13 protein-coding genes are annotated in these 20838 nt (G+C 46.2%); 7 read left to right on the top strand and 6 right to left on the bottom strand.

Annotated elements, in window-relative coordinates; all coding sequences use genetic code 11:
* Nucleotides 1-21: 21 nt before the first annotated feature.
* Nucleotides 22-936 (top strand): allantoinase PuuE, encoded by a 915-nt coding sequence (gene puuE / locus OCV37_RS16550; protein ID WP_038184110.1) that lies wholly within the window; start codon nt 22-24, stop codon nt 934-936.
* 93 nt (nt 937-1029) lie between these two features.
* Here the strand turns inward: puuE and OCV37_RS16545 are convergent, their stop codons facing one another.
* Nucleotides 1030-2205, bottom strand: a complete 1176-nt coding sequence (locus OCV37_RS16545) for a carbohydrate-binding protein (protein ID WP_084717509.1) — start codon at nt 2203-2205, stop codon at nt 1030-1032.
* A 573-nt stretch (nt 2206-2778) separates the two neighbouring features.
* Here OCV37_RS16545 and OCV37_RS16540 point away from each other — a divergent pair.
* Complete coding sequence (locus OCV37_RS16540; protein ID WP_038184113.1) at nt 2779-5136, top strand: glycoside hydrolase family 3 N-terminal domain-containing protein; 2358 nt, start codon at nt 2779-2781, stop codon at nt 5134-5136.
* Nucleotides 5137-5532: 396 nt separating this feature from the next.
* Here OCV37_RS16540 and OCV37_RS16535 read toward each other — a convergent pair whose 3' ends face one another.
* Together OCV37_RS16535 and OCV37_RS16530 are read right to left on the bottom strand one after the other, a co-directional pair.
* Nucleotides 5533-8367, bottom strand: coding sequence for a DUF637 domain-containing protein (locus OCV37_RS16535; RefSeq protein WP_038184116.1), 2835 nt, complete (start codon nt 8365-8367; stop codon nt 5533-5535).
* Nucleotides 8368-8437: 70 nt separating this feature from the next.
* A complete protein-coding gene (locus OCV37_RS16530) occupies nt 8438-10738 on the bottom strand; it encodes a two-partner secretion domain-containing protein (RefSeq protein ID WP_157635056.1) in 2301 nt (766 codons plus the stop codon).
* Between the two features lie 515 nt (nt 10739-11253).
* On the opposite strand from OCV37_RS16530, the gene OCV37_RS16525 reads away from it, so the two are divergent.
* Nucleotides 11254-12387, top strand: a complete 1134-nt coding sequence (locus tag OCV37_RS16525; RefSeq protein ID WP_038184121.1) for an exonuclease SbcCD subunit D — start codon at nt 11254-11256, stop codon at nt 12385-12387.
* Between the two features lie 9 nt (nt 12388-12396).
* Entirely contained in the window at nt 12397-15435 is a 3039-nt protein-coding gene (locus OCV37_RS16520; RefSeq protein WP_038184124.1) for an AAA family ATPase, read from the top strand.
* 10 nt (nt 15436-15445) lie between these two features.
* Here OCV37_RS16520 and OCV37_RS16515 read toward each other — a convergent pair whose 3' ends face one another.
* On the bottom strand, nt 15446-15829 hold the full coding sequence (locus OCV37_RS16515; RefSeq protein WP_038184127.1) for a hypothetical protein: 384 nt from the start codon (nt 15827-15829) through the stop codon (nt 15446-15448).
* Nucleotides 15830-16444: 615 nt separating this feature from the next.
* Between OCV37_RS16515 and OCV37_RS16510 the strand changes: the two genes are divergently transcribed.
* The 3 genes from OCV37_RS16510 to OCV37_RS16500 all read left to right on the top strand — a co-directional run bounded on the left by OCV37_RS16510 (nt 16445) and on the right by OCV37_RS16500 (nt 19061).
* Complete coding sequence (locus OCV37_RS16510; protein ID WP_038184130.1) at nt 16445-17389, top strand: D-2-hydroxyacid dehydrogenase family protein; 945 nt, start codon at nt 16445-16447, stop codon at nt 17387-17389.
* Between the two features lie 416 nt (nt 17390-17805).
* Entirely contained in the window at nt 17806-18234 is a 429-nt protein-coding gene (locus OCV37_RS16505) for a GNAT family N-acetyltransferase (protein WP_038184133.1), read from the top strand.
* 128 nt (nt 18235-18362) lie between these two features.
* Nucleotides 18363-19061, top strand: a complete 699-nt coding sequence (locus OCV37_RS16500) for a sulfite exporter TauE/SafE family protein (RefSeq protein ID WP_261888162.1) — start codon at nt 18363-18365, stop codon at nt 19059-19061.
* Between the two features lie 58 nt (nt 19062-19119).
* On the opposite strand, the gene OCV37_RS16495 is transcribed toward OCV37_RS16500, so the two are convergent.
* The gene (locus tag OCV37_RS16495; protein ID WP_038184140.1) at nt 19120-19746 is read right to left on the bottom strand and encodes a hypothetical protein; all 627 of its coding nucleotides are present in this window, start codon (nt 19744-19746) and stop codon (nt 19120-19122) included.
* A 67-nt stretch (nt 19747-19813) separates the two neighbouring features.
* Nucleotides 19814-20638 carry a hypothetical protein gene (locus tag OCV37_RS16490; protein WP_157635057.1) on the bottom strand — a complete coding sequence of 275 codons (825 nt, stop codon included), beginning with the start codon at nt 20636-20638 and terminating at the stop codon, nt 19814-19816.
* Nucleotides 20639-20838 lie beyond the last annotated feature (200 nt).

Below are 20838 nucleotides of genomic sequence, written 5' to 3'. Positions count from 1 at the left end.
GACAAAGGAAGGAAATAATACATGGAAGAAAACAATCCCCGCGATTATATCGGTTATGGCCGCACAGTGCCGCATGCCCAATGGCCGGGACAAGCGCGCATCGCGCTACAGTTTGTCTTGAATTATGAAGAAGGCGGGGAAAACTGCGTCCTGCACGGGGACGACCATGCCGAGACATTTCTCTCTGAAATATTTGGGGCGGAGCCTTATCCACAACGCCACATGAGTATGGAATCCCTCTATGAATATGGCTCTCGGGTCGGCGTGTGGCGGATTCTGAATGAGTTTCGGCAACGCGGGCTACCATTGACGATTTTTGGCATTGCAACGGCCCTCCAACGCAACCCGGAAGTGACTCAGGCAATGATCGAGGCAGATCATGAAATCGTCTGTCATGGTCTGAAATGGATTCATTATCAAGATATGCCGATCGAACAAGAACGTCAGCACATGCAGGCAGCATTGGATATCATTGAAAACCTGACCGGTAAACGTCCGGTTGGCTGGTACACCGGACGGGACTCCCCGAATACCCGCCAGTTAGTGGCAGAGCAGGATGGTTTACTCTATGACTCTGATTATTATGGTGATGATCTGCCATTCTGGACTCGTGTTGACGGTCAGCCCCAACCTCATCTGGTCATTCCATACACACTGGATACCAATGATATGCGCTTTGCGTCGCCGTATGGTTTCAGTCATGGGGAAGAATTTTTCCAGTATCTGAAAGATCATTTCGACTGTTTATATGCTGAAGGTCAAGACCGCCCCAAAATGATGTCGATTGGCATGCATTGTCGGATTCTGGGCAAACCAAGCCGATTTATGGCGCTGAAGAAGTTCCTTGATTATGTCCAGTCACACGACCATGTCTGGATCACCAAACGGGAAACCATTGCCCGTCATTGGATTGAGAAGCATCCGCCGACCATTTAATACCACGCATCTATACTGCCCCCTGATACGATAAAATCCCCATACATGGATAATATGTATGGGGATTTGTAACTGATGCGCCAAGCGTTATCGTTATAGCTTGCTGATCCGCCACCAGTTCAGGTTAAAACCACCCTGTTGCGCGTAAATGCCAAAGTTGTAAGTTCCGGCATCGATGTGCACCGTATGAGATAACGTTGTCCATTTGTCCCAACCTCCGGTTGCACCGACATCCAGATAGCCTAATACCGTTGCTCCCGCACTATGATCCAGCGACAAACGACCACCACCGTTTAAACTCGACACCCGGTATTCAACCCGATAGTCCCCGGAAGCCGGAATATTGATATTGCTGTAGGACATCCAGTCACCGGTATCGATCCAGCCAACACTATCACCACCGCCGACGTCGTTACTGGGTCCGGTGCCGACACCTTTCATGCTGGAATAATCTTCGGCTTCAATTTGTTTGGAGAAATGATTTGATGGCCCGTCAGAGGGACGATCCGCATCACGGTAAACCCGGACATAATCAACGTACATTTTCGCAGGGAGTTTACTTTCATCAATATTGAATCCGGGCCACTGACCACCCACAGCCATATTCAGCAATAAGAAGAAATCGTTATGTAATTCCGAGGTTCCTCCGGCATTATTGGCAATGCTCATCACGTGATACATGTTGCCATCGACATACCAGCGGATTTCATTCTCATCCCACTCAATGGCGTAATTATGGTATTTGCTCACGTCGAGGTTGTAGCTGGGGCTGGAGTAACTGGCATGGCCATTCTCTTCCCAGTGTGCTGTCCCGTAGATTTGGCTTTCGGTATTAATATGCTCCATGATATCGAGTTCACCACAACGCGGCCAACCGACACTGTCAATATTGCTGCCGAGCATCCAGAATGCTGGCCACAGACCACTCCCATTCGGTAAACGGATCCGAGCTTCGACACGACCATAACGGAAGGACGCCAATCCCTGCGTTTTCATCCGTGATGATGTATACCGAAACCCATTCACATTTTCACGTTTGGCAGTAATCACCAAATTCCCTTGTTCAACCGTGGCATTTTGCCGCTGATAATATTGCAACTCCTGATTGCCCCAGCCATTACTCCCATTGCCGGTCTCAAATACCCAATCAGGGCCAATGCCATTGGTAAATTCATCCTGCCAGACAAGCTGCCAGTCGGCACTCATTGCTGAGTGTGAAAATAAAGCGCAGCCGATTAGGCTTAATGCCGTATTTAATTTCATATTCATCGTTATCCTCAATCGAGCTATCGTCATCAAATTAAGACAGACATAAACATCACAACCCTTAAAACGCTAGCAAGCATAGCAATATGGATATTCACTTATTTGCGTATCGGGTCAAATTTTGACATTTATCCAATGAATATCTCCGCAAAATAATCACAAAAATAAACCAATTCTATCAATTAACCGCAGATAAACATGTAACTAATCATCCTGTCATTTTCATTGATAAACCGACATGTCAAAAAACTTTATTGTTTTATTCATTCTAAAATAAAGAGATTGGCTGGATGATAAAAATAAAAAATCACGCCGGATGATCCGCGCAATGAATTGACGAAAATATAATTTTAAAAAAGCATTAAAATATAATTCCCCCGCCGTATCGCTTGGATGATGATTTGGTAACAGTGACTTATCTCAAACAATGTTTCGTGTCGCCGCAATTTTTTTGTATTTGAATCACATTTATCAAATAACATAAGCAGATCGTGAATTTGAATAAATGCAGCTTTGCAAGACTCAGTCAAAATGGACAGAATCTTCAATGACGCTTTCAATGATAGGGATTTGTTTATGTCAATTTACAAAGATGCGAACTACACAACAGCTGAGCGTGTTCATGACCTGCTGTCACAGATGACAATCGAAGAAAAAATCGCGCAGTTAGGCGCGCAATGGCTGATACTCGACGAACAGGGAGAACATCAGGAACGTGAACTGGAGTTCTCAAATCAGGTGGTTTCGCGTTCTGTCAAAGAAAAGCTCATGCATGGGCTGGGCCAGATCACCCGCCCTCTCGGCACACATATTGTCGATGTCGTATCTGGCGTCAAGGCACTCAATCAGTTACAAAAATTTCTGGTCGAAGAAACCCGGTTAGGGATCCCCGCAATTGCTCATGAAGAGTGTCTGGTTGGTCTGATGACAAAAGACGCAACCTTATATCCCGCGTCAATCAATTATGGTCATACGTGGAATCCGGAATTAATCGAACAAGTTGCGCAAGATATCAGTCGTCAGGCAAGAGCTGTCGGTGCGAAACAAGGATTATCCCCGGTGTTAGATGTCTCTCGCGATGTGCGCTGGGGGCGTACCGAAGAAACATTAGCTGAAGACCCTTATCTCGTCGGAGTGATGGCGACCAGTTACGTCAAAGGACTACAAGGTCAAGACCGCGATTTTATTGCCACACTGAAACACTATGTCGGCCATTCAGCCAGTGAAGGTGCCCGTAACCACGCCCCCGTCAATGTGGGTTTTAAAACGCTCAATGATACCTTCCTGTTACCGTTTGAAATGGCAGTCAAACTTGGGAACGCCGGTTCGGTCATGCCTGCGTATCATGATATTGACGGTGAACCTTGTCATAGCTCGACCTACTTGCTGACAGAAATTTTGCGTCACCAATGGGGCTTCGATGGTTTAATCGTCGCTGACTACGGCGGTGTTGAGCTGCTGAGCGAACATCATGCCACAGCAGTAGATCGTGTAGATGCCGCCGCACAGTCATTTAATGCAGGGCTTGATATTGAATTACCGGACGATACCTGTGCCATTTACCTCACCCAAGCGATCGAACGCAGTTTGATTACTGAAGAAAAAATTAACGAAATCGTTGGCCGGATTTTGTCCTTCAAATTTGAACTCGGCTTATTTGAGAATCCTTATACGCCGGTTCCGACGGAAGCCTTACATAATGAAGCGAGTGAAAAACTGGCTTATCAGGCTGCAGCTGAGTCAATTGTGCTGTTGAAAAACGATGGGCATCTGCCACTGCCGCCACAGAGCAAAGTGGCGCTCATTGGGCCAACGGCTGATGATCCCTTGGCGCTGCTTTCCGGTTACAGCTTCCCCGTCCATCTTATTTTTGCCGGTGTGAGTGCCACCGAGCGCGTCGCCAAATCGATTAAAGAAGCCTTGGCGGAGCGTGTGACTCTGGTTGGCTATCAAAAAGGCTGTGATATTCTCACCAAACGTGAAAGCGGTGCGCCGGTCTTTCCCGGGGATGTTGATATGGCGATCACGCAAGACAAAGTCTCCCCCGTCAGTGTGGATACATCCGCGATCGCATCATCCGTGTCGATCATTGATGACGCTGACGTTGCGGTCGTGTGCGTCGGCGATTTAGCCGGGTTATTCCAGACCGGTACTACCGGTGAAGGCTCAGATGCGGATTCGCTCAATCTGCCGGGGGTTCAGCAACAACTGCTTGATGCGGCACTAGATCGCGGAAAACCAGTGGTGGTCCTTGTGACCGGGGGACGCCCCTATCATCTTGGCCGAGCCGAAGATGAAGCCGCTGCGATTATATATGGTTGGGAGCCGGGCCAAGGCGGCGCAGACGCCATCGCCGATATGCTGGTCGGAGAGATCAATCCAAGTGGTCGTCTGACCGTTTCAATCCCGAAAAATATCGGTGCCGTGCCCTACTTCTACAACCATAAACTGAAAAGTTCAGGGACTCCGATTGCATTCCACTTCGGTTCTCAGTTCAACTTCGGCTTTGGTCTCAGTTACACCCACTTCGACTACAGCCACGCGATGCTTGCCAAAACCGAATATGAGTTTGATGAGTCAGTTACGCTTTCGGTCATGATTACCAACAGCGGAGAACGGGATGGTGCAGAAGTGGTGCAGTTATACGTGCGGGATAAAGTCTGTTCCGTGGTTCGTCCGGTGAAGGAACTGAAAGGCTTTAAAAAGGTTTTTCTGAAAGCCGGAGAGCAGAAAACCGTCACCTTCCATCTGCCGGTTGATATGCTGAATTTCACCGACGCTTCCAATCAACGGGTTGTCGAAGGCGGTGAATTTGAGCTGATGATTGGCCGTTCTTCACAAGAAATTGAATCACGCCATACCATTGAGGTCTGCGCAGGTAAAAAAGTGCTGCCGCAAGCATGGAACATGATTTGTGATGTCACGGTAGAATAAGCCATATTCTGGCTTCGGACATTTGACCGAAAGAAAACAGAAAGCAGAAAGAGGGGTCAGCATGACATGCTGACCCCTCTTCGTGATGATCATCCATTCCACGTAAATGCCAGAGGTTACAGCGAACCGTCAGTGGTACTGGCGCAATGACTAAGCCCAGTTGCTAAGCGCAATCTATCCCCTGCAAGCATTAGAAAAGTATGAGTTTTCCTGAATTGTGTCTCAAGGCGCACACAGGTGCATATTCAACAACAGAAAAGCCGACCATGATGCCATCATCAAATCACAGCCGGACATCACCATAAAAAAGCCGGGAGGTGAATCCCGGCTGTGTTGATATGATGTGACTGTCAAAGATTCGGAGGACCTAACCTCACCAAATCACAGTCGTTGTCCCTAGATAATACAAGACTCGTCATCACCATCACTACTGCTACTATCGTCAGTCGCTTTATCTTCATCAAACGCGAACTTCAGCAGATATAACGCATTCTGTTTCACCACATTATCCGCATTACTGGCACTAATTCCTTTATCACCAAAAGCATATACTGCCACTGAAGCCGCATAACGAGGCACATTGATCGCTTGTTGACGTAAGGTTTTCACCAGTTTTTTGATCCGTTTCGGACAAAGCAGCCCACTCCCTAAAAGGTCTTTGGTCCATCCTTCTACTTTGCGTTCCCCTTTTAGAATCACGTCACCGTATTGATCAGTCACATATTCACCGATGACACTCCCTGTCGCACCCGACGCACATCCCATCGCAATACCAGATATTTTTTCGCCACCAATCGAAGAAGTGAGCGAACCGATGCCGCATCCTAACGATGCATAAGCAATATACTTGGCCGCTTCACCGATCTGCGGTGTCCCGCTCGGGTTGGTCTCAGTCACCCCTTTATGACCCGCAGCATCACTGATTTTCTCAGACAAAGAGCTACCGATAATAGATACCATCGAAGACGCGAAGCTGGTCGAAAATGCATCGCCGAAATCACCGAGATCTCCGCCTTGAACCACGGTATTAATCCCGATACTCACCGTTGAATTCACCACCGAACGAATGATTTGGGCTTCGATACTGTTACTGGCAATATCAATGGTGGTTGCATCTTTGATTGCATTGGCAGCATCAGTGCCTTCAGCAAACAGATGGGTATCAACGCTTTTCAGAACCCCAGCCGTCACCATCGCTGTCGCTAATGAAATTAACGATTGTTTAGACGACAATGATTTCAGTGTGGCTTTGATATCAAATTTATTTGACATCAGGCTACTGGTTGCCTGTGAAACCAAAGATTTGAAGCCGACATTAATTGCAGTATACAGCGGCCCTTCGCCACCAATCACCGCCATACCGGCACCACTGGTCGCAACCGCCATTGCCACCGCAATAATCGTCATCGCTGCCGGTGTCAGGCCAGACTGGTCATAATCCCAGTCTTCCATCACCAACTGGACTTGCTGCCAGTCAATGTTGATCGACGGATCATTACGTACATTCAGCATCCACGACAATTCAGGCGTTTGTGCCAGTGTTGCCAGTGTTGTGTCCAGATTATGCTTATCACCGGCATACTGAATGCGCACCCCACTGTATGCATTGAGCATGATGCCGCCAGAGTTGACGAACTCAGAATAGTAAGCCACTTCCCGCTGATAGCCATGGCCTTGATGGCGGAACGCTAATGCCCCGTCATAAGATTTCGCATAGCTATAATTTTCCAGCAGTTTAGCCAGTTTAAAATCCACAGCCCCGTAATCAGAAATGATTTTAGCCAGTCCCTGACTATCAACGGTAACCGCTTCTAACGACACATCGCCCTGAATGGTATGCAGAACCATACTTTGGCCTGCCTTGAGCAGGGTTTTAACGATTGTAGACTCAGTCTTACTCTCCGATTCACTCTCCTTGCTGCCGAATAAGCCACCGCTATCGGCTTCAAAACGACGGTCAAAGGTCTTCATGTCCGCAGCACTTTTCAGCGTAATCCCATGCGCGGCCAGCACTTCCAGCAGCCCTTGGCTTTCCAGAACACCGCCTTCGATATACACTTCACCGCCAGAAATCAGGGATAAGGTATCAATCGCCGACAGATGGGTTTGTAAATTTACCAGTGACGATTCGCTGTCAGACCAGTGGCTGCCTGATTCTGCCCGTTCACTCTTCGCACTTTGTGGCACAAGAATGATGTTGCCTTGAGACTGAATCCGTAAATCACCCTGCGCAGAGAACTGCCCGCCATGACTGACCACATCGGAAGCGGTACGAATATTCAAATCACCCAGAGACACAATAGAACCTATCTGGTCAAAATGTTCAGAATAGCCGTGCCCATAGTCAAAACGCGTCACCAATGTGTCGTTCACCAATTTATTGGCAATCAGTGACACATCATCACCGGTAATCGTACCGGATAAGTTTTGCAATTCACGACCGGTGCGGATGGTCAGCTCTCCGCCAGAAATCCTGCCTTTGGTATTAATGAAATCATGAGTAACATCCAACAATGCATTATGTTTAAAGCGCACATCCGCATCATTGACAACAAAGGTATCCGTTTTGATGCTGGCAGACCCAGCCGCCAGTGTTGATTCAGAGATCTTCTGGCTGGCAATGGTGGTTGGCGTCAAATAAACAAATGGCACAATGTAGTTACGTCCATTGATCACCCGGATTTCAGGCCACACCATATCGGCGGGGATCTGCGTGATTTCATCGGCTGTCAGGGCTTGCCCCAGTTTTTTCGTATGTGACTGCGCATAACTGATCGCATTCTCATACAATTTTTTGGTCTGTTCGTTATAGCTGGAATAACCGGGCGCGGTAATCCAGCTTTTATTGAGTAACTGGGTGATCTGCTGGCGGATGACACCCCGTTCGACATAAGGTGTACCAAACCGGGCCGGAATATCATTCAAGGTCGTATTCTTGCCATGAAACGCCGACAACATGGCCGGATAGCTGGCTTTGATTTGCTCGAAGAAGAATCCGAACCCGTCAAAAATAGCCAGTTCATTTTGTTCAATCGCACCCGCATACAAATAATTCTGAACTTGTTCTTTCAGTTCATAACGAGCCGAGCTGGACACTGCGCTGGTAATCGAATCCAGTGCAATATGTTGTTGGACCGAAGCATAAACCGGAAAAGACATATGGGTAAAAAGTATCGGTAACAGCGTAGAAGAAGTCAGGCGCTGCCACGATGGTATTTGATTTTTTTTCATAGTTTGATTTACCTGATTCTGAGTCATTCAATTACATTTATATTCACGAATACACGACGAGAGCCCATGCTTAATCTCCCTGATAATTTGGGTTTTCCACAAAGAAGGTCACATCGCTGGCCGTAATCGGAACGAATTTGCCAGGTTTTCCGGGTTGCACCGGTTGAGTCATTGGCTTCGGATCATAAGCCGATGCTTCAGGGCCGAAGGTGATATTCTGCAACATGCTATATTCGCTGCCGAACCCTTCATGAATATGCCCGTCGACAAGAAAAATAAATGGATACTCAGCTGTTTTACTATTCTTCGTCAGTGCCACACTCGACGTCGTCCAATGTTTTCTCTTATGTTTGATACAGTGGCCGAAAACGCGCTTACTACAGTAACGTTTTGAATGCTCTGTCACCGTGGTCTGTTTGAAAATATCACGCAGCTTAAGCCCTTCCATCCAGATTTTATTGACCGTCCCGGACACATCGCGTTTGACTTCAACACTACTGTGTTCGTTATTGAGCATGTCACTGTTCAGAATCAGGTCCTGACCGACATTCAGTCTCGCTGGTGGTGATAAAACTTTCAGATATTGGATCTGCTGATTGGTGTGGGTTCCGTTGGGATTGCCAACCACTTTCTCGTAGGTATCCGCCCAAATATGGTAGCGTTCGTTGTCGATGATCGGGGCTTGTAAGATCACATTACCGGTCCATGATTCGACAACCGCTGACATATTCCAGAATCGCTCATGAACTCGGATATCCATGATCGACTCTGCAGACGCCACAACCTGCTCACTTTTCGTTAAATCCAAATCGAGTTCAGGATCGGTATAGCTGTTTCTGGAGACTTCATAAGGGTTCGCATTGATAAAGTTTTGCGCAACCACCTTGATATTCTGCCCTAATATATAAGCACTCAGTGATTGTGCGGCAACTTTGCCACATCCTGTAAATGGCGGAACAGCTAATTTACCACCGACTTCAATGGAAGGCGCGTTATTGACCACACGCAGCATCGCACATATTTCAGCCGGCTTGAACGGATAATATTGACCGTTGATCACATCCTCTTGAGAGACTAACTCAATATTCTCGCCCAGAATAATACCGCCATACTGGTTATTCACACCTGTTTGGCCATTGAGGTACAGATCACGAGTCGCTTCAATATCACCTTCATTAATAATATTCTGGCCGGTAAAATAAACCGATTCACCCGATATGGCGCCAAAGTTTTTAATTTGCCCCACGGCAACCACTTTGATTTCTGCGCCTTGAATACTATCAAGCAGATAATTATTCCCCGCAGGCAGCGCAGCAATATGAATCGCTCGGGTCGATTCCACATCGACTTTATTTGTCGCAATAATCTGCTCAGAAAGATTAATATTGCCATTCGATTTAATCGATACCGACTCTAACGGAATAATACTGCGTTCGTTATACCGGCCGACATATGTCCAGTTTCCTTGGGTTTTGATGAGCCCTTTGACCAGAATCGAACCTAAATCATAGGTTGATTCAAGGTGAAGATTGCCGACAGAAATACGGCCTTTTTCAGTGATCTCTAAAGCATTTGATGCGTTTTGAAAAGATTTACGATTAAACAGTTGATAATGCGCATCAGACCGACGGTCGGTATAACGGAAGTGATTTTTCCCGACAATAATTTGTACGTCACCATTGGAAACTTCTAAATTCCCCCCGGCATCAATTTCTTTGACTTGCTGATGATTACGGGTAGAAAGGCTTCCTTTCATATTGGTACGTAACGGACCATCAACCAGTACACGACCCGCAGCAATATCTAACAACGATAAATCGGTTGCCGTCAGACCGTCGCCGTTAATTGTGACAGTCCCGCCATTCACATCAATGCCGGTCAGCTCACCATTTTCTATCTGTGCAGTCCCTGTAGCAAACGTCGCCCGTTCGGTATTGTTCATCGAACAGCTTTGACACTGGATGCCGCCGGGAGACACTAAAACGACATCTGCGGCATGTCCCTCAACCCGAATCGCCTGAATATTTGCCTGTTGATTTTGGTCAACGACCAGCATGATCGTCTGGGCCGGAGCATGACCAATTTTCGGGTTCATCACTAATGAGTTGAGCAAGACAATCGGCTTTCCTTGCGCATTAAACTCTTTAAAATAATTCACCGATAAACCTTGCGCATTTGCTTTAGCAATACGCACATAATATTGATCAGAACGGTCCAAGACTGATGCTTGCTCAATACTACCGTCTCCCTGTGCACGAATTGCCGCAACTGCTGAGTGGGCGATTGAGAGCAAAGAAAAACAAATCATGAGCCATGCATATTTCACCGAAGCCCGATATCCGACGTTCAGTTTCCAATTTATATTAGCCAATGTGATACCTATGATTCAGAAATATTCTTATATCTAAATAAAAATGTTTATCAACACATATGATAAACGCCCTAAAAAACTAACACTCCCAATGTCATGTGAATGTCAATTTTAGTTCGCAAATCATATCACCGAACTGAAAATCAACAAGTGAACATTTATGATAAAAATTTGTTCATTAATATCCGATTGATATAACCCATGCTCATTTCATCCAATAAAAATGAATATATTCAATTCACGAATTATCATCTATTAATTACATTTACATGAATGATATATAAATAACAAAGCTATTGGCTTTTTAGTCTATTGACAGCAACTTTTAGTCTATTGGCAACAACATTGTTCAATCACAAATTCGTGCTTGCCAGATGTTGTATCACTGAGTATTGCTGTCAAGGATTACCGATAAATCCCGCTCATCTCTTTGCAGTCAAGCGTGAATACGCTAGTCTTTGAACTTCCGGACTTTATCCATGCGACTCTGCTGACGAATCAAGAAACTAACACTGATGAAATTTATCCATACCTCTGACTGGCACCTTGGTCGCCAGTTTCACAGCGTCTCACTGATTGCCGATCAGCGTGCCGTATTGACCCAATTAGTTGCTTTGATTGAAGACAACCCGGTTGATGCAGTCATTGTTGCCGGAGATATCTATGATCGTTCGGTACCACCGACGGTCGCCATCGAGCTATTGAATCAGGTCATTCATCAGATTTGTGGCACCCTCAAAACCCCGATGATTCTCATTCCGGGCAATCATGACGGAGCAGAGCGGCTTGGCTTTGGTGCAGAACAGATGAAACATGCCGGATTGCACATTATCAGTGATTTCACACAGATGCTGGAACCCGTGATTTTGTCGAGCGAATCGGCGGGTGAAGTCGCCTTCTACGGGATGCCTTACAGTGATCCGGAAACCGTCCGTGCAGCGTTTCAAACCGCAGTTTCTACCCATGATGAAGCCCATCAATTCCTGACCCAAAAAATCCGCGAGCATACCGACGCCACACAGAAACAGGTGCTGATCAGTCACTGTTTTGTTGACGGAGCGATTGAATCCGAATCCGAAAGGCCCCTGTCTATCGGCGGCTCTGATCGGGTCAGCCATGAGCACTTTCTCGATTTTGATTATGTCGCCCTCGGTCATCTGCATCAGCCTCAACAAAAAGGGGCGGCGCACATTCGCTACTCAGGCTCTCTGATGAAGTACAGTTTCGGAGAGCAACACCATAAGAAAGGCATCACGCTGGTTGAATTGAACCAAGATGGTTTTGTCTCCGCCACGCCTATCGAACTCACCGCCCCGCATCAAATGCGCATTGTTGAAGGTGAACTGAATACCATTCTTGAACAAGGCAAAACCGATCCGCAGCATCACGACTATTTGCTGGTACGGCTGATGGACAAACACGCCATTCTCAATCCGATGGAGAAACTCCGCACCGTCTATCCCAATGTGCTGCATCTGGAAAAACCGGGCATGTTGATTGGGGTTGAACAAACCATGGCCCCGGCCAGACTGGCCCGCAGTGAAATCGATATGTTCCGTGATTTCTTTACTGAAGTACAGGATGACACCTTATCGGCAGAACAAGAACAAGCCATCGGCGATATCATCAACCAACTGACGCGGCAGTAAGGGACTCCCATGACACCATTACAACTGACCATGCAGGCCTTTGGCCCGTTTGCCAATACCGAACAGATTGATTTTACCCGTCTGGGGCGGCATCCGCTGTTTCTGATCAATGGCCCGACCGGTTCCGGTAAAACATCGATTCTGGATGCAATCTGCTTTGCCCTGTATGGCGAAACTACCGGTAATGAACGTCAGGGCGCTCAAATGCGTAGTGATCTCGCCAGCGCCGATACCCCGACAGAAGTCACTCTGACGTTTACCCTCCACGATCAAGTCTACCGGGTCGCCCGAAGCCCGGAGCAACCCGTTCCGAAAAGCCGTGGCGAAGGGACAACCATTCGCAAACATAGCGCAGCGCTGTACAACATAACCGACGGAGAGAAACTGATCACCGCCAAAACCACGCAGGTGAAAACGGAAGTGACAACTTTGATTGGTCTCAACGAAACGCAGTTTCGTCAGGTGATGGTTTTGCCTCAAGGTCAGTTCCGCGAGCTGTTGCTGGCAAGCTCTAAAGATCGGGAAGCCATTTTCGGTCAACTGTTTCAAACCGACATTTATAAAAAAATCGAATTTGCGCTCAAAGATAAAGCCAGTGATATCAGTCAGGCTAAAAACGAATTCGATAACCAGATCCGCGGTGCTTTGCAAGTTGCCGGCGTGACCTCTGAACAGGCACTCAATGAACAACAAACTGAGCTTGGCCAACAGCTCGAAGCGGCCCGTCATCAAGAACAAACCGCTTTGTCTGCCCTCAATCAGATCAAATCCGAAATTCAAAAAGCGCAAGCGCTCAATCAGGATTTTGACCGCTTCAGTCACGCGCAATCGGCACTGAACACTCATCTCGAACAAAGTCCGCATATGGCAGTACAGCAGCAACAACTGGATACGGCACGTCATGCGGCTAAAATTCAACTGCCTTATGTGAATTGGATCAATGCTGCTAAGCAGGTAGATGAGTTTCAGCAGAAAATAATCACTCAGGAAAAAGCACGCGATGCAGCGCTGACCGAACAACAGCACAAACAGACTGTGCTTGATGCAGCCACAGAGCAGGCCAAGCAGATCCCGGAGCTGTCAAAAACGGTCTATCAGCTGGAAACCCTCAAAACCAAGCTGGCTGAAAAACAGGCGCTTGAAGATAAGATTGCAGAAAATATCACCCAAAAACAGTCTCTTGAGAAGACACAAACGCAGTATATTGCTCATAAAGACACCCTGACCCGTGAAGCCGAACAGGCGCATCAAGCATTCGAGCATGCCCAGAAGGAGGTGGCTGAAAAACCGGTGATTGAGGCTGATATTGCCCGCATGCAGCGTTTAGCCACAGATCTCCATCAACTTGAAAGCCTCAGAAAACAGCAGCAACAGGCGATGGAACAAACACCGCAAAAAACTGCCGCCATCCAACAGGCCAAACAAGCGTTTGAAGCAACACAACAACAGGCTGACCGGTTAGAAATGCAGTGGCACAGTGCACAGGCGGCCATTCTGGCGCAAAAACTCCAACCCGGCGAGGCATGCCCGGTCTGCGGCAGTTGTGAGCACCCTTCCCCTGCGGTCTTGACCGATACCGAAGTCACTAAATCACACATCCGCCAAGCCCGCGCTGAACAGCAGCAGGCATGGCAGCACTATCATCAGCTCTCGGCTCAACTCGAGCAGCACCAGACATTGATAGCTCAAACCGAACAGCGCTTGAATGAGTTAACCGCACAACTCGGCGAACAAGCTTCCGTTCAGCCAGCGCAGTTACAGCAAGACTTACAAGCCAGACATGACCGCCTGCAATATTTATCTACCCTCAATCTGGAGCAAATGGCACAAACGGTCACAACACTCAAACAACGTTGTGAAACCGGAGAACGGAAACTGACCGAGCTTCAGCAACAGATCGTAGCCAATGATTCCCGGCTAAGTGCCAGTCAGGAGCAACTACGTCAGCTCAGCGAATCAATTGACCCAAATCGTGACAACGTCACCAAAGTTAATCAAGAAATCACCACAACACAGCAACAGATCGACACTCTCAATCAAGCATTGACCACGGCACAGACTGAACTACAACAAGCGACACTGGCTTGTTCGAACCTCAACAGTCAGCTCATCACCAATCAGGAGTTACTCCAGCAGGCACAAACGCGCTTGACAGCGGCAGAAGCCGAATGGCGTCAAGCGCTGGCAGCCAGCCATTTCCGCGACGAACAACACTATCTCGCCAGTCAACGCAGCGAACAAGAAATTCAGCAATGGCAACAAGCACTCGATGAATTCAAACAAACACAAACACGCTTGGAGCAAACACTGGCCGACTTAACAACCGCCTTGAAAGATGTTCAACGACCGGATTTAGAAGCCTTGAATGCCACCCAGACTCAAGCCCAACAGGCTTATACCAATGCACGCCAGCAGCTGGATACAATCTACTCAACGTTCGAACGCTTGGAAAAAGTCCGCACAGATATTGTCCGGCTCCACACGCAAAACGCCAGACTGGAGAAAGAGTATCAGGTTTACGGCACCCTCTATGATGTCGCCAGCGGTAAAACCGGCAGCCGGATCAGCCTGCACCGCTTCGTATTAGGAGTTTTACTCGATGACGTTCTGATTCAGGCTTCTCAACGGCTGAGTTTAATGAGCAAAGGGCGTTATACGCTGGTGCGGAAAACCGAAGGATTCAAAGGCATCGCCGGTCGTGGTCTTGATCTGGTGGTGGAAGATGGCTACACCGGTAAAACCCGCGATGTGGCAACGCTGTCCGGTGGTGAATCGTTTATGGCAGCTCTGGCGCTCGCCTTGGGATTATCCGATGTGGTTCAGTCATACAGTGGCGGGATCCGGCTGGAGACCTTATTTATTGATGAAGGTTTCGGAAGCTTGGATCCGGAGTCGCTCGATCTGGCAATTCAGACACTGGTTGATCTCCAACAAACCGGGCGGATGATCGGTATCATCTCCCATGTGGCAGATCTGAAAGAGCAAATGGCATTGCGGATTGATGTTGTGCCCTCACTGACCGGATCGACGGTTAAAGTTAGAGGTTAAGTACCACGACTCACTGATACACGCTCATCAGTTGCAGCGGATTAAATGGCGCATTAAACGGGGGTTGCGCCGATAATGTTTCGATCTGCTGCATATCCAGTTGCTGAAACTCCGATTCCAATGCTTGCGGCCGATATGTTTTCTGAATTTTTAACCACTCATCTAATCTTGTTTTATCTCCGGTTTCTGCGACATAGTTCAGTAAATCTTGGCTATAGCGAGCCTTCTCTTCTGCGACACATTGATCGTTTGCCATTTCACTCAAAATAGATACGACCATCACTTTTTTTTCCCGAGACAGTGAAGACAACCAAGCCGATTTAATATCATCTTTTGCTCTTTTGTGACGACATTGTTCGATCTTCACGTTCAAATGGTCATAACTTGTCAGCATTTTTTGCCGTAAATAGTCATGTATCGATGTCGCATTGGCTGAAGGGCTTGAGCAAACATCACCCAATCATAGTCTTTTATATTTTCGCTGTAGAAGCTAACGTCACACTTGTGTATGTGTTCCGCCCCGCAAATATCTGAAATGCGGGAACAAACATGAGGATTCTTTCTAATAATGAACTCATGTTAATCACATCGTTCATGTCATTAATGGCATCAACTGTTCTCGATGTTGGAACAAAACCGCTGATAGAGCAAAAATCACTTTTTATTTGAGCGACTGGCATCGTGCCTCTCATCATCAAAAATAAGTACAATGGATACATCATAATAAATTGCACTTGATTGCATAACCGTTAATTAACTGAGTAAAAGAATGTGAGCAGAGGTTCAAATATTTAACCTCTTTAAACAAGTTTTCATACAATAGTGTATCTGTTCATTCCTTTTTCAAAAACAGACAAGACATATTGTCCAAACAGGGCTAATCATGCGAGGCGCTGCTACTACAGTTGACTGTATCGCGATGTTCATCAATGATGGACGCTGGTGATTGCCTCCCAGTAAAAGGGCAAATCAAGCGACCGGTCGATACGTAAATAACAAGGAGCGTTGCGTGAAAATAACCGTATTGGATGACTATCAGAATGTGGTCAACACCTTGGATTGCTTCAAATTATTGGCAGCACATGACGTCACCGTTTTCACCGAAACCTATACCGAACCAGAGTTGATCGCCAGACTCAAAGACACCGAAGCTCTCGTGTTAATCCGGGAGCGCACGACCATCACTGAATCACTGCTTGCTCAGCTTCCCCGTCTCAAAGTGATTAGTCAGACAGGCAAAGTGAGCCAGCATATTGATGTTCAATTGTGCGAGAAATACGGGGTTACCGTGTTAGAAGGACGCGGTTCACCGGTGGCCCCCGCTGAATTATGCTGGGCTTTGTTGATGGCTGCCAGTCGTCATATCCCGACTTATGCTGCAAACCTCAGAAACAACCAATGGCAAAGTGCCGGTGAGTTTGGTTTAGGACGCACGCTAAAGGGACTCAAACTCGGGATTTGGGGCTACGGCAAGATTGGCCAGAAAATCGCCCAATACGCGAAAGTATTTGAAATGTCCGTTGTCGTCTGGGGCAGTGAATCGTCGCGGACGCTCGCTCAAGCGCACGGCTTTGAAGCTGCCGAATCAAAACAGGCATTCTTCTCCACAGTAGATATTGTTTCACTGCATTTACGCCTCAATGATGCCACCCGAGGATGTGTGACCGCTGACGACTTAAAACACATGAAATCGGATTCCCTGTTCCTGAACGTGAGTCGTGCGGAGCTGGTGGAACCATCGGCGCTATACAATGAGCTTTGCGCAGTTCCGACGAAACAGGCTGCGATTGATGTGTTTGACACTGAGCCGGCATCTGTCCACAACGAACCGTTGCTCACACTGCCCAATGTGATTGCCACCCCTCATATTGGCTATGTTGAGAAAAATAGTTACGAGCTGTATTTCAAAATCGCTTTCGAGAATATTCTGGCCTTTGCGAAAGATATTGGATAAATCTCAACACAAAGAAAATGGGTCCGCGGCTTTTCCGGTGGTCAGCCTTATTCACCAGCAGAAATTCAACAACAGAAAGTCGGTTTCTTCATAACGAAGCTGTTTTGCGTGGCCATGGAGATAGAGATGTGACCGACACACATTTGGTCAATCGGACTGTCCTTCTTCGGCTATCATATCCAGCGCATCGATCACCTTTTGATGGGACTCGTTTTCCTTTTCTAATTCTGTTCTGAATGGGTGAAGACATAAATAAGTGTCACGATCAAATTTAACGCTTACTGATCAAAATTGGGACGAATTGTGTCGGTTCATTGATCACAGAACAATTTAAATCATAATAGATTCCGTCACCCGGTTGTGTTGACTCCCCCATCACCGGAAAAGGTCTGATAATTCAAGAAAGGATGCAATTCATGATCGATATTCAAGAGCCAACGATATCTGATGCAGCAGCCATCGCAGCACTCCTCGATTCACTCGGTTATCCCGGCACAGAACCATTTATTGAAAGCCGAATCACTGAACTTATCTCCCATGACGACGATGTTCTCCTGATCGCTGTTAAAGAGAATGTGGTGATTGGTGTTATTTCTCTGCACTTTATTCCACAGCTCGCTTTGCCCCGAGATTTGTGCCGTATCAGTTATTTTTGTGTCTCTGAATCTTCCAGAGGAGAGGGTGTCGGAGCTAGGCTTGAGTCTCATGCTGTTGATATTGCGAAAGCGCGTGGCTGCGATCGCATTGAAGTTCATTGCCATTTCAGACGAGTGGATGCACACCGCTTTTATGACCGACAAGGGTATGTAGAATCGCCAAAGTATTTATATAAATCTCTCCGTTGAATCGGACGCAACATTTCAACTAATATCATACCGGTAAGATTGTCATCCAGATATCAGTAGGTGATAAATACCGTCAGACGCAGCTATAGTCGTAATGCAACAAGGAGAAACGGACCATCGAATATCTATTGGGCTTATTCGCATTATTGACATCTATGGTTGCAGCCACGATTGGATTTGGTGGTGGTATGCTCTTAATTGTTGTCTTTCCATCCTTTCTCAGCCCCGGCTTAATTATACCGGCCTATGGCGTGGTTCAACTCGCGAGTAACATTTCGCGAATGCTTTTCTCACTAAAATATGTTCGCTGGCAACTGCTGCCCAAATTTTTGATGGGCTCAATCGTCGGTGCACTGTTCATTGGCTATGGTCTCTCTCATGTTTCAATGGAGTACGTCCCCGCTGCAATTGGTTTATACATTCTGCTGAATCTGTGGAGCACCAAGTTTTCGGCGTTAGTCAGTCGATACGAAAGTTACTATTTAATCGGCTTGTTACAAACGGGACTAGGTCTGGTCGTGGGTGCCACAGGGCCTTTGGCTTTAAATGTATTAACCAAACAACTGAAATCTAAAGATGAAATCATTGCCACCAGTGCATTGTTCATGACCATCAGTCACTTGGCAAAAATCCCAGTCTATCTTGCCGTTACAGCCAGTTTGTTCACCGAGTTAAATCTACTTATTTATATGATTATCGGAGCAATCGTGGGATCATTTTTAGGCACCAAACTTCGTTTAAGAACCAATAATGATCAGATAATTAAAATCATCAAGGTGTTACTGACCTTGTTTGCTATCAAAATGATTGGGGGTGTGATGATATAGTCTGATACTTACTTTTCAGGCAACGCAGATTACTGGGTGGGTTACACTTCCTATTAACTCAATATCTAAACACTACGCCCGCAGCTACTCGCCCCTGAACTGAATATAATGTGAGTACAACATTATAAATTTCACCTTTAGTCAACTTCTCGTCGTTAAGCAGAGGAACATTTACCAAACCACTATCTTCGTTATCATCGAGTACCCGACTAATACTCACATTTTTTCCTCGACCCAAGACTTCGCCAGCACGAACCACTATTTTCGACTTGCCTGAATTCATTTTGAACGAACCTTTAGGCGTTTCATACTCACAAGCGACTACCTCATCCGAGACATTTACTAATGACAAACTACTTCCTTCATAGTGTGAGAAATCCCCTTTAGTTAGTTGACAGCTAGCAGCGTAGTCATCGGCACTTTTCTTGTCCCAAGTAGGGCCATAGAAGATGGTAAACTGTCCATCTTGTAAATTAAGGTCACAATCTACAACAGTTTCACTTCGAATTTCTTCTTTAGTCAGATAATGCTTCACTACGTACTGCTTAGCTCTGTTTTCAAAAATGTATAAGTAGCCACCGTCACCAGGGGCATCTAATGGTATTGTCAGAGAGAGATTTAGAGATGAATCTGATAATAGTTGGATTGCTTTGAATGCAGTTCTTGCCTGAATCAGAATATCCATTTAGTTAACCTCTATTACACGGGCTAACCCGCTTTTGGATTAGCTCGCGTACTCAATTGACGATATTTTATTTTCGATTTAATGAGGTTAGAAACAATAAATCATGTTCATCTATATTTTTCTGCTCTGGATGGGCAAGACGATGTAGAACTTCCTCCTCTGAGTCTATTTCGAAGTTAATTGTTCCCGACAAAAGTTCATTTTCTGAGTCGAAACCGATATCAGCGAAGTCAATCTCAAAAACATTTTCAATTTCACCGTTATCCGTAATGACTGATTTATCTGGTTTAGGCTGACTTGGATTTATTCGATCGCGGTTCAAGTAGGTATTTCCTTGTCGCCCACTCAGGTATAGGTACCCTATATAGTTAATAGTAAAACCTATTGTGAGAATTTTTAGTGCAGTATTAGTCGCACTAAGTCGGAATGCACCAATTTTTACAGGCAAACCTTTGTGTGTAAAATCTAAACCTTGAAAGTTGAGTGTGAAAGAGGGTTTATTTTTCCCCTCATTTAAAGCCGATAACATGGTAGAGGCTGAGGATGTGGATCCAGAGACGACTCTACTCAGCGGCGATACATTGGAGCTATCTGCATCAGGAAAAGGAGCTTGCTGCATTGGAGGCAATATCAATGTAGTTCCATTTATATCGTGTTCATTCTCAAGTGAAATTGTTGCCGTTTGTTCGACATCTGTATTAGCTACCCAAATCGCCGTAGAGCCGTCAGAATTTACCTTGCGATAAAATGATACACCACCAGAAGTAATGGGACCGTGGTAAATATTGCCAGAATTAGGGCATGTGTATCGATTTGAACTACTTGGTGATAAAGCTTGGCAAATTTTTCCGATTAACATACCACCTGTAGTGAGTGCACTTAAGAAGCTCATTATTATTCCCCATAGCAAGGTTAGCCGACGTTGACTAATTTGAAGAGTAGAAAACATTTATCACATCACAAGACATATCAATTGCATTTTTTACATATGTGCACTATTTCACATTATCATGTATTATCTGTAGAAGGAAGAATCGAAGTTATGGCGCATGAATATGAAGCTGACCGAATAAGAAATACCTTTTATTGATA

Source organism: Vibrio rhizosphaerae (assembly GCF_024347095.1).
In the GTDB taxonomy this organism is placed as follows: domain Bacteria; phylum Pseudomonadota; class Gammaproteobacteria; order Enterobacterales; family Vibrionaceae; genus Vibrio; species Vibrio rhizosphaerae.
Note: the sequence above shows the minus strand (reverse complement) of the source record. Positions and strands in the feature narration are given on the sequence as shown.

Excerpts from the sequence above, each read along its gene's own strand:
- puuE (WP_038184110.1), top strand. The coding sequence starts at position 22 with ATGGAAGAAAACAATCCCCGCGATTATATCGGTTATGGCCGCACAGTG.
- OCV37_RS16545 (WP_084717509.1), bottom strand. The coding sequence starts at position 2,205 with ATGAATATGAAATTAAATACGGCATTAAGCCTAATCGGCTGCGCTTTA.
- OCV37_RS16540 (WP_038184113.1), top strand. The coding sequence starts at position 2,779 with ATGTCAATTTACAAAGATGCGAACTACACAACAGCTGAGCGTGTTCAT.
- OCV37_RS16535 (WP_038184116.1), bottom strand. The coding sequence starts at position 8,367 with ATGAAAAAAAATCAAATACCATCGTGGCAGCGCCTGACTTCTTCTACG.
- OCV37_RS16525 (WP_038184121.1), top strand. The coding sequence starts at position 11,254 with ATGAAATTTATCCATACCTCTGACTGGCACCTTGGTCGCCAGTTTCAC.
- OCV37_RS16520 (WP_038184124.1), top strand. The coding sequence starts at position 12,397 with ATGACACCATTACAACTGACCATGCAGGCCTTTGGCCCGTTTGCCAAT.
- OCV37_RS16515 (WP_038184127.1), bottom strand. The coding sequence starts at position 15,829 with ATGCTGACAAGTTATGACCATTTGAACGTGAAGATCGAACAATGTCGT.
- OCV37_RS16505 (WP_038184133.1), top strand. The coding sequence starts at position 17,806 with ATGATCGATATTCAAGAGCCAACGATATCTGATGCAGCAGCCATCGCA.
- OCV37_RS16495 (WP_038184140.1), bottom strand. The coding sequence starts at position 19,746 with ATGGATATTCTGATTCAGGCAAGAACTGCATTCAAAGCAATCCAACTA.
- OCV37_RS16490 (WP_157635057.1), bottom strand. The coding sequence starts at position 20,638 with ATGAGCTTCTTAAGTGCACTCACTACAGGTGGTATGTTAATCGGAAAA.